10 protein-coding genes are annotated in these 10,189 nt (G+C 56.4%); 5 read left to right on the top strand and 5 right to left on the bottom strand.

Annotation, left to right across the window (positions count from 1 at the left end):
- The 5 genes from AK59_RS0121905 to leuA all read left to right on the top strand — a co-directional run.
- A partial coding sequence (locus AK59_RS0121905; RefSeq protein WP_029883827.1) for an MFS transporter occupies positions 1-427 on the top strand: 427 nt, incomplete at its 5' end.
- A gap of 314 nt (positions 428-741) precedes the next feature.
- Entirely contained in the window at positions 742-1,272 is a 531-nt protein-coding gene (gene mprA / locus AK59_RS0121900) for a transcriptional repressor MprA (protein ID WP_013098427.1), read from the top strand.
- Between the two features lie 129 nt (positions 1,273-1,401).
- Positions 1,402-2,574 (top strand): multidrug efflux MFS transporter periplasmic adaptor subunit EmrA, encoded by a 1,173-nt coding sequence (gene emrA, locus AK59_RS0121895; RefSeq protein ID WP_013098428.1) that lies wholly within the window; start codon positions 1,402-1,404, stop codon positions 2,572-2,574.
- Between the two features lie 16 nt (positions 2,575-2,590).
- Positions 2,591-4,138 (top strand): multidrug efflux MFS transporter permease subunit EmrB, encoded by a 1,548-nt coding sequence (emrB, locus tag AK59_RS0121890; protein WP_013098429.1) that lies wholly within the window; start codon positions 2,591-2,593, stop codon positions 4,136-4,138.
- Between the two features lie 166 nt (positions 4,139-4,304).
- Positions 4,305-5,960, top strand: a complete 1,656-nt coding sequence (gene leuA, locus AK59_RS0121885) for a 2-isopropylmalate synthase (protein ID WP_029883826.1) — start codon at positions 4,305-4,307, stop codon at positions 5,958-5,960.
- On the opposite strand, the gene AK59_RS0121880 is transcribed toward leuA, so the two are convergent.
- The 5 genes from AK59_RS0121880 to yqaB all read right to left on the bottom strand — a co-directional run bounded on the left by AK59_RS0121880 (position 5,947) and on the right by yqaB (position 10,053).
- On the bottom strand, positions 5,947-6,711 hold the full coding sequence (locus AK59_RS0121880; protein WP_029883825.1) for an AraC family transcriptional regulator: 765 nt from the start codon (positions 6,709-6,711) through the stop codon (positions 5,947-5,949). The genes leuA and AK59_RS0121880 overlap by 14 nt on opposite strands.
- 53 nt (positions 6,712-6,764) lie before the next feature.
- Entirely contained in the window at positions 6,765-7,280 is a 516-nt protein-coding gene (luxS, locus tag AK59_RS0121875) for an S-ribosylhomocysteine lyase (protein WP_013098432.1), read from the bottom strand.
- Positions 7,281-7,433: 153 nt separating this feature from the next.
- The gene (gene gshA / locus AK59_RS0121870) at positions 7,434-8,978 is read right to left on the bottom strand and encodes a glutamate--cysteine ligase (protein WP_013098433.1); all 1,545 of its coding nucleotides are present in this window, start codon (positions 8,976-8,978) and stop codon (positions 7,434-7,436) included.
- An 83-nt stretch (positions 8,979-9,061) separates the two neighbouring features.
- The gene (locus tag AK59_RS0121865) at positions 9,062-9,490 is read right to left on the bottom strand and encodes a YqaA family protein (RefSeq protein ID WP_014833021.1); all 429 of its coding nucleotides are present in this window, start codon (positions 9,488-9,490) and stop codon (positions 9,062-9,064) included.
- On the bottom strand, positions 9,487-10,053 hold the full coding sequence (yqaB, locus tag AK59_RS0121860) for a fructose-1-phosphate/6-phosphogluconate phosphatase (RefSeq protein ID WP_029883824.1): 567 nt from the start codon (positions 10,051-10,053) through the stop codon (positions 9,487-9,489). The genes AK59_RS0121865 and yqaB overlap by 4 nt, the downstream gene beginning before the upstream one ends.
- Between the last annotated feature and the right edge of the window lie 136 nt (positions 10,054-10,189).

The following is a 10,189-nucleotide window of genomic DNA, read 5'->3' as shown; positions in this document are numbered from 1 at the left end:
TGGTCTGGCCGGTGCGGCGGGGGCGCTCGGCGCGCGTCCGGCAGGCGGGCTGGCCGATAAGGGCAAATCTCACATGACCACCAGCGCGGGACTGGTGCTGCTTCTGCTCTCCTGGGCAGCCATCTGGTACGGTCATACCTCCGTGCTGGCGCTGATCGTCGGCATTCTGGTGCTCGACCTCACCGTACAGGGCGTGCATATCACTAACCAGACCGTGATTTACCGCGTGAAGCCAGACGCGCGAAACCGTCTTACTGCCGGGTACATGACCAGCTACTTCATTGGTGGTGCTGCGGGCTCGTTAATTTCCGCCTCGGCGTGGCAGCATGGCGGGTGGACAGGCGTGTGCGCGACAGGAGCCGTTGTCGCCGCGCTAAACCTGGTAGTATGGTGGCGCGGATACCATCGTCAGGAAGCCATTCACTAAGTTTTACATAGCTTTGGGCCTCTTAGGGTGTAAAGGGGCCCCTCACTCTGTTAATGTAAACGTAATCATTTATCCCAGAAATTTTAATGTGGGTGACATATTTTCAAACGGCATGAATAGTTCAGACCCCTGTCCTCACATCCTCTCTTCCGCGGGTTCATCCCTCTCTCTTTCTGTGCTCACCGGGTCACGGACTTACCCGGCGCTTTCTGATAGTGACATTAGTTTGGCGGATTTAACCGCACAAATAATTCATTTACATTATTTGTCACTGTCGTTACTATATCGGCTGTAATTAATGAGGTTATGCCCAAATGGATAGTTCGTTTACGCCCATTGAACAAATGCTTAAATTCCGCGCCAGTCGTCATGAGGACTTCCCGTATCAGGAAATCCTGCTGACCCGCCTGTGCATGCACATGCAGGGGAAACTGCTGGATAATCGTAATAAGATGCTGAAAGCTCAGGGGATTAACGAGACGTTATTTATGGCGTTGATTACGCTGGAGTCTCAGGAAAACCACAGTATTCAGCCGTCTGAGCTGAGCTGCGCGCTGGGTTCGTCCCGTACGAACGCCACCCGTATCGCTGATGAGCTGGAAAAGCGCGGCTGGATTGAACGCCGTGAAAGCGATAACGACCGCCGTTGCCTGCATCTGCAACTGACCGACAAAGGTCACCAATTCCTGCGTGAGGTGCTGCCACCTCAGCACAACTGCCTGCACAAACTCTGGTCTGTCCTCAGCACAAGCGAGCGCGACCAGCTTGAGCACATCACTCGCAAGCTGCTCACCCGTCTGGATCAGATGGATGAAGATGGCGCCATCCTTGAGGCGCTGCGCTAACGCGACGACACGCTCGAACATCCAGATTTAAAAAAAGAAAACTGACAGGCCAGCACGTGACACTGCTGGCCTTTCTGACAACAGGTCGGCTCAGCCGATGTGAAAATAAGAAGATCGTGGAGAACAACAATGAGCGCAAATGCGGAGAACACAACCCCGCAGCAACCGGCCAACAAGAAAGGCAAACGTAAGAGCGCCCTTCTTCTGTTGACCTTGCTCTTTATCATTATTGCCGTGGCATATGGGATCTATTGGTTTTTAGTATTGCGTCATGCAGAAGAGACAGACGACGCATACGTGGCAGGGAATCAGGTACAAATTATGGCGCAGGTGTCGGGCAGCGTGACGAAAGTCTGGGCTGACAATACCGACTTTGTGCAAAAAGGGGATGTGCTGGTCACGCTGGATCCGACCGACGCTCAACAGGCGTTTGAAAAAGCACAGACCGCGCTGGCCTCCAGCGTGCGTCAGACCCGTCAGCTGATGATCAACAGTAAGCAGCTGCAGGCCAACATCGACGTGCAGAAAACCGCACTCGCCCAGGCGCAGAGCGATTTGAACCGTCGCGTGCCGCTCGGTACCGCCAATCTGATTGGCCGTGAAGAGCTGCAGCACGCCCGCGATGCCGTTGCCAGCGCCCAGGCGCAGCTGGATGTGGCTATTCAGCAGTACAACGCTAACCAGGCGATGATTCTCGGTACCAGCCTTGAAAACCAGCCTGCGGTACAACAGGCGGCGACCGAAGTGCGTAACGCATGGCTTGCCCTGCAGCGTACCAAAATCGTCAGCCCGATGACCGGCTACGTCTCCCGTCGTTCCGTACAGCCAGGCGCGCAGATCAGCCCAACCACGCCGCTGATGGCGGTCGTGCCGGCGGACAATCTGTGGGTTGATGCGAACTTCAAAGAGACGCAGCTTGCCCATATGCGTATCGGCCAGACCGCAACTGTTATCAGCGACATTTACGGCGACGACGTGAAGTACACCGGTAAAGTAGTGGGTCTGGATATGGGTACCGGCAGCGCCTTCTCGCTGCTGCCTGCGCAAAACGCCACCGGTAACTGGATCAAAGTGGTGCAGCGTCTGCCTGTGCGTATCGAGCTTGATCCTAAACAGCTGGCAGACCATCCGCTGCGTATTGGCCTCTCCACGCTGGTGACGGTGGATACCGCTAACCGCGACGGCCAGATTCTGGCAAGCCAGGTACGTAGCACCCCGGCTTATGAAAGTAACGCCCGTGAAATTAGCCTCGATCCGGTCAACAAGCTGATCGATGACATCGTGAAGGCAAACGCCGGTTAATCCGAAGGTGAGCGTTATGCAACAGCAAAAGCCGCAAAAACCGCTGGAAGGCGCGCAGCTGGTCATTATGACCATTGCGCTGTCGCTGGCGACATTCATGCAGGTGCTGGACTCCACCATCGCAAACGTGGCGATCCCGACGATCGCCGGGAACCTTGGCTCATCATTGAGCCAGGGAACCTGGGTCATTACCTCGTTCGGGGTGGCAAACGCCATCTCCATTCCGATTACCGGCTGGCTGGCGAAGCGCGTCGGTGAGGTGAAGTTGTTCCTGTGGTCAACAGTGGCGTTTGTGCTGGCCTCCTGGGCGTGCGGGATGTCCAGCAGCCTGACGATGCTGATTTTCTTCCGCGTCATCCAGGGGATTGTCGCCGGGCCGCTGATCCCCCTTTCGCAAAGTTTGCTGCTGAGTAACTACCCGCCTGCAAAACGCTCCGTCGCGCTGGCGCTGTGGTCAATGACCGTGATCGTCGCGCCTATCTGCGGACCGATTCTCGGCGGGTACATCAGCGATAACTACCACTGGGGTTGGATCTTCTTCATCAACGTTCCGATTGGAGCGGTTGTGGTTCTGATGACGCTGCAATCCTTGCGCGGTCGTGAGACCCGTACCGAACAGCGGCGAATCGACAGCATTGGTCTGGCGCTGCTGATCCTCGGTATCGGTAGTCTGCAGATCATGCTCGACCGGGGTAAGGAGCTGGACTGGTTCAACTCGCAGGAGATCATCATCCTGACCATTGTCGCGGTGGTGTCGCTGAGCTTCCTGATTGTCTGGGAGCTGACGGACGACAACCCGATAGTCGATCTCTCGCTGTTTAAGTCGCGAAATTTCACCATCGGCTGTCTGTGTATCAGCCTCGCCTATATGCTCTACTTCGGCGCGATTGTTCTGCTGCCGCAGCTGCTGCAGGAGGTGTATGGCTATACCGCGACCTGGGCGGGTCTGGCCTCTGCGCCTGTTGGGGTGATCCCGGTGCTGCTGTCGCCAATCATTGGCCGCTTTGCCCATAAGCTCGACATGCGCAGGCTGGTGACCTTCAGCTTCATTATGTATGCGGTGTGCTTCTACTGGCGCGCGTATACCTTTGAACCGGGGATGGACTTTGGCGCCTCTGCGTGGCCGCAGTTTATTCAGGGCTTCGCGGTAGCGTGCTTCTTTATGCCGCTGACCACCATCACGCTGTCTGGCTTACCGCCTGAGCGTCTGGCGGCCGCGTCGAGCCTGTCGAACTTTACCCGTACATTAGCGGGCTCCATCGGGACATCGATCACCACCACGCTGTGGACAAACCGGGAATCGATGCACCATGCGCAGCTGACCGAAGCGGTAAATCCGTACAACCCGAATGCGCAGCAGATGTATAGCCAGCTTCAGGGGATGGGCATGACGGAACAGCAGGCGTCCGGCTGGATTGCCCAGCAGATCACCAACCAGGGGCTGATTATCTCGGCTAACGAGATTTTCTGGATATCCGCGGGGATCTTCATCGTCCTGCTGGGGCTGGTGTGGTTTGCCAGACCGCCGTTTGGTGCCGGCGGTGGAGGGGGTGGCGCGCACTAGTCCTCTGCGTGAAATGCCCGGTGGCGCTTCGCTTACCGGGCCTACGATATGTGCACATCCGGCAAAACCCGCGCTGTTGTCCAAAACGCGACAGCAATTGTCACATCCGATAAAGCAGCGCTCCTGAAATCGATTCACGATAGTGAAAAGACAACAGGAGCGCATCATGCTGAACACACCCGCCGACAAGTACCAGCCTTATCCCGTTATTTCTCTTCCCGACCGTCGCTGGCCTGAGCAACGCATCACCCATGCCCCGCGCTGGCTCTCAACCGATTTACGCGATGGCAACCAGGCCCTGGCCGAACCCATGGACAGCACGCGCAAGCTGCAGTTCTGGGATCTGCTGTTAAGCTGCGGGTTTAAAGAGATTGAAGTCGCCTTTCCCTCTGCCTCGCAGACGGATTTCAACTTTGTTCGCCAGTTGATTGAAGAGAATCGCATCCCGGATGACGTCACAATTCAGGTGTTAACCCAGGCACGAGAAGACCTGATCGTCCGCACCTTTGAATCGTTACGTGGCGCGAAACAGGCCACCGTCCATCTGTATAACGCCACCGCCCCGCTGTTTCGCCGCCTGGTGTTCGGCCTGGAGAAAGCGCAAATCGTGGAGCTGGCAACACGCTCCACGCGGCTTATCCGCAAGCTCTGCGAAGAGAACCCGGAAACCCGCTGGCAGTACGAATACTCCCCGGAAACCTTCTGCTTTACCGAGCCGGAGTTTGCGCTGGAGATTTGTGAAGCGGTGGCGGAGATCTGGCAGCCCTGCGCCGAACGGCCCATGGTGATCAACTTACCGGCCACCGTGGAGGTCAGCACGCCGAACGTGTATGCCGATCAGATTGAGTATTTCTGCCGCCACTTTAGCCGTCGCGCCGATGTTTGCATCAGCGTTCATCCGCATAATGACCGCGGTACCGGCGTGGCCAGCGCGGAGCTGGCGGTGATGGCGGGTGCGGACCGGGTGGAAGGCTGTCTGTTTGGCAACGGCGAACGCACGGGCAACGTCTGCCTGGTAACGCTGGCGATGAATCTCTACAGCCAGGGGATCAGCCCGAATCTCAACTTTAGCGATATGAACCGGGTGGTAGAAGTGGTGGAAGCCTGCAACCAGCTTCCGGTACACCCGCGCCATCCGTGGGCGGGACGGCTGGCCTATACCGCCTTCTCGGGCTCGCATCAGGACGCCATCAAAAAAGGCTTTGATGCCCGCAAACCGGGCGAGCGCTGGGAGATGCCGTACCTGCCCGTCGATCCGCAGGATATCGGCTGCACGTATGAAGCAGTGATCAGGGTTAACAGCCAGTCCGGGAAAAGCGGCAGCGCCTGGCTCATCGAGCAGAATCATGGTCTGAAGTTGCCCCGCGCGTTGCAGCAGGATTTTAGCCAGCATGTGCAGCAGGAGACCGATCGCCATGGTAAAGAGATGACGCAGCACGCCCTGTGGCAACTGTTTCGCAGCCGCTACGGGCTGGTCGCAGACCCGCACTTTGCCCTGCAATCTTATCGCAGCGACAGTCAGCAGGACGGTCAGTTACGTTTGACGGCAAGCATCGTGACGCAGGGCGCAACGCGCCAGCTTGAAGGCCAGGGCAACGGGCTGTTATCCGCGGCAGCCAGTGGGTTAAGCCGCTGGCTCAACACCCCGTTTGTGATTAAAGACTACCACGAACATACGCTGGGGGAGCGCAGCGACAGCCGCTCGGTGGCTTACATCCGCTGCCTGTTCCAGGACGGCAGCAGCCGTTGGGGAGTGGGCATTGACAGTGACGTGGCGCGCGCCTCGCTCCAGGCGCTGTTTAATGCGGTTAGCTGTCTTTGAAGTAATCGCTGGGTGATGTCCCCATCACCCGGCGAAACATCGCGGTAAAGGCGCTGTGGCTACCGTAGCCCAGATCCAGCGCCACGCGTAGCACGGGCTGCCCCTGAGCCAGCCGTTGCAACGCCTCCAGCAGGCGCGCCCTTCTCAACCACTCCGCGTAGCGTAAACCGGTCTGCTGTTGAAAATGACGGTTCAGTGTGCGCTCGCTCATGCCTGCGCAGCTCGCCGCCTCAGTACTGCTCCAGCTTTCACCGGGTGCCTGGCGGATCTGCTGGCAAAGCTGGCGTAACGGCTCGCTTTCCGGTTCCGGCAGATGAAACGGCAGCACTGGCATCAAACGGATCTCATCCAGAATCAGCTCATACACCCGCTCGTCGCGGCTCCCCGGCGAGTAAGATTCATCAAGCAGCAGGGAAGCGAGGATCAGTTCGCGTAACAGCGACGAGATCTGCACGATCTGGCAGGTTGCAGGGAGATCGGCCCGCGCCAGCGGATCGATAAACAGCGTACGCGCCGCCACGTTGCCGGTGATGCGAAGCGAGTGTTGCGTTCCTGCTGGCAGCCAGACGCCACGGCCCGGCGGAACAACCCAACAGCCCGATGCGGTATCCACTCTTACCACCCCGCTCAGGGTATGCAGCAGCTGGGCACAGTCGTGCTGGTGCCACGGCTCGCTGTCACCATGAACGTAATCATGGGCAAACGGAACGAGGGGACGATGGGTAAAGGAGAAGGTAGACGTTGTGGTCATGGGTTAAACAACCCTCACCCTACCCTCTCCCGTCGGGAGAGGGAAAAGGTGCACTAGATGTGCAGTTCCTGCAGTTTTTCTTTTGGCAGGGCCAGCTCTTCGTTGCTGTTGACGCGAACATCACGCTCGATGATGTGACGCGCGATCTCCTGGGCTTCTTCCAGAGAGTGCATCTGGTATGTGCCGCACTGGTAGACGTTCAGCTCGGGGATCTGGTTCTGCTCTTTTACCTTCAGCACGTCCTGCATGGCCGCTTTCCAGGCATCAGCAACACGCTTCTCTTCAGGCTGGCCGATCAGGCTCATGTAAAAACCGGTACGGCAGCCCATCGGAGAAATATCGATAATCTCCACGCCGTTACCGTTCAGGTGGTCACGCATAAAACCAGCAAACAGGTGTTCCAGCGTATGAATGCCCTTTTCCGGCATCACTTCTTTATTCGGCACGCAGAAGCGCAGATCGAAAACGGTGATCGTGTCGCCGTGCGGGGTGTTCATGGTCTTCGCCACGCGGACTGCAGGTGCTTCCATACGGGTATGGTCGACAGTAAAGCTATCTAATAACGGCATACGTCACCTCCGATAGTGATTTTTTTTAAAATAAACTGAACTCTTCTACAGAATGCACGTCTGAGTATATGAAAGACGCGCATTTGTTATCATCATCCCTGAATTCAGAGATGTATATTTTGGCCACAGCGATGTGGCCTTTTTCTTTTCTGCTTAAGCCTGCTTCGCCAGAAACGCCTCAAACGACTCCGTATCCGCCGCTTCGACCTCTTTCTGACGTACGACAGACGCATCGCGCTCCGCCGCAAAATCCGCTTCGCTCAGGATCTCTAATGGCTCCTGCATCAGCATTTCACGGTACTCCGCGGAGAGGGCACGCCCTGTTCCGCCGATGCCCTGATCAATCATAGAACGCAGAATACGCGCCGAGAATGTCAGCTCCGGGTTATCAAAGCATTCCACTAACTGGTCGCAGACCTGTTGATACGCTTCGCCACCGTAAAGGCTGTCCATTGTCTGGGCAACGCGCTTCAGGTCGCGGAACAGATCTTTACCCACTTTCGGCAGCGGGAACTGCGCCGTTTCACAGCCGATACCCAACGTCAGGCCCGGTTTGCGTCCTTCCAGGATCACGCGGTTCCAGTTAGTGCGGGTACAGAGCAGTTCGTCTGAACTCATTTCCGGCGCATCGGCCAGCACACACCAGACCATAAACAGATCCAGGAAGCGAACCTGCTGCTCATCAACACCGACCGGTGAGAACGGGTTGATATCCAGTGAGCGCACTTCAATGTATTCGATCCCGCCGCGCTGCAGCGCATCCGACGGGGTTTCACCGCTGCGCGTCACGCGCTTCGGACGAATCGGTGCGTACAGTTCGTTTTCAATCTGCAGCACATTGCTGTTGATTTGCAGACGTTTGCCGTCTTTTTCGAGGCCGATTTTCTCGTACTCTTCCGACGGGGTTTTGATCGCCCGCTTCAATCCTGCCACATATTCGTGCAATTCGTTAAACGTAATACCGAGATTGCTTTGCGATTTATTGGTATAGCCAAGGTCGCTCAGACGCAGCGAGGTGGCATACGGCAGGTAGTACATTCCGCACGCGGTCTTCTCGAACGGTAGCGTCGTCGGTTTCCCCTGCAGGAACGAGGAGCATATAGCCGGAGACGCACCAAACAGGTAAGGAATAACCCAGCCAAAACGGTAATAGTTGCGGATCAGGCGGAAATAACCCGCGGAGATCGCGTCCTTATCCGTTTCACCGCATTTCGCCTGCCAGAAAGCCATCGGCAAAGAGAAGTTGTAATGTACGCCTGAGATCGTCTGCATCAACGCGCCGTAGCGGTTTTTCAGACCCTCGCGATACAGCGTTTTCAGTCGACCGATATTCGACGTGCCGTATTGCGCCAGTTCAATCTCCTGCCCCTGCTCGATATAGCAGGGCATGCTGAGCGGCCACATACGCTCATCGCCCATATTTCGGGCGGTGTAGCGATGGATGTCGCGCAATATCGTCAGCATATGATCAATATCACCGTCCACCGGAGTGATAAATTCCAGCAGTGCTTCAGCGAAATCGGTAGTGATCCATTTATGTGTCAGCGCCGAGCCTAACGTCTTCGGGTGACCCGTCGTCGCTAAGCTGCCATCCGCGTTTACGCGCAGCGTTTCACGCTCAAGGCCACGCTGAATACCCTTCAGTGCCTGAGGGTGGTTTTCCAGCCAGGCCAGCGCCTGTGATACGTCCGGGATCAAATTGACCTCCCGCCTGTCAAAGTAATGTTACTCAGCATAATTGTAATGGTTGACGATTGAAGGTCGCGTATTCATTCCACCAATTAGTGCCACCACGTCATACCCTGTAGTGTTGCCCACGCCACAAGAACATAGCGCAACGCCTTGCCAAGGCACAAAAAAAAGAGCACCGGCCCCCAGGAGATGCGCATCCATCCCGCCAGCAGACACAGTAAATCGCCTATTACAGGCATCCAGCTTAATAACAGCGTGGCAGCGCCATAGCGTTTTAGCCAGCCGACTGCCTTTTCCTGCCAGCGCGATTTTTCACGCAGCGGAAAGAAACGCCCAAGAATAACGTTAGTCAGCCCTCCAAGGCTATTACCCATTGTTGCTATTAACACAAGCAACCAGGGCTGACTCACGCCAGACAACAGCATCGCCACCAGCACCACTTCCGAATTGCCCGGTAAGAGCGTAGCACTTAAAAAACTGCTGGCGAATAATGATAAAAGTGACAGCGCGTCACTCACAGTAAGCGAACATCCACCGCATCCATTCCGGCAGCACGCGCGGCCTGAATGCCAAAGTCGGCATCTTCAAAGACAACGCATTTTGCCGCCGGCACACCCATTCGTTCTGCGCAAAGCAGGAAGGTGTCCGGTGCGGGTTTGTGATTTTTAACATGGTCGGCGGCAACCACCGCAGAAAAATAGTGGCGCAGGCCAAGATGGTTGAGCAGCGATTCGGCGATAGCGCTTTCGCTGCCCGTGCCGACCGACATCGGGCGACGTCCGTGCCACTCTTTTACCACGTCAATAAGCGGCAGAGGACGCACGGTATCCAGCAGGATAGCTTTGACTGCATCGGTTTTTTCACGCGCGAGCTGGTGCGGATCGAGATCGGCCTGATTAAGTTCAATCACGGCCTGTGCGATGCGCCAGGTAGGAGATCCGTTGAGGGCAATCATCGCCTGGAGATCGAAGCGCATACCGTAACGTCCAAGAACGTCCGTCCAGGCCTGGCGATGCGTGGGTTCGGTATCCAGAAGTGTGCCATCCATATCGAAGATCAAACCGTCATACTGTGCGTACATCGTGCTCTCGCTAACCGATTAACAAAGGGTTACTTTATCGTAAACGGGCGTTTTTGTCGCTGACAGAGAGTGTGATTGCTGACGGAACGTCGAAGGAATAAACAAACCAGGAGAAGATGGTGCATCCGGGAGGATT

This window comes from Enterobacter sp. T1-1, assembly GCF_000710795.1.
Classification (GTDB): Bacteria; Pseudomonadota; Gammaproteobacteria; order Enterobacterales; family Enterobacteriaceae; genus Enterobacter; species Enterobacter cloacae.
Note: the sequence above shows the minus strand (reverse complement) of the source record. Positions and strands in the feature narration are given on the sequence as shown.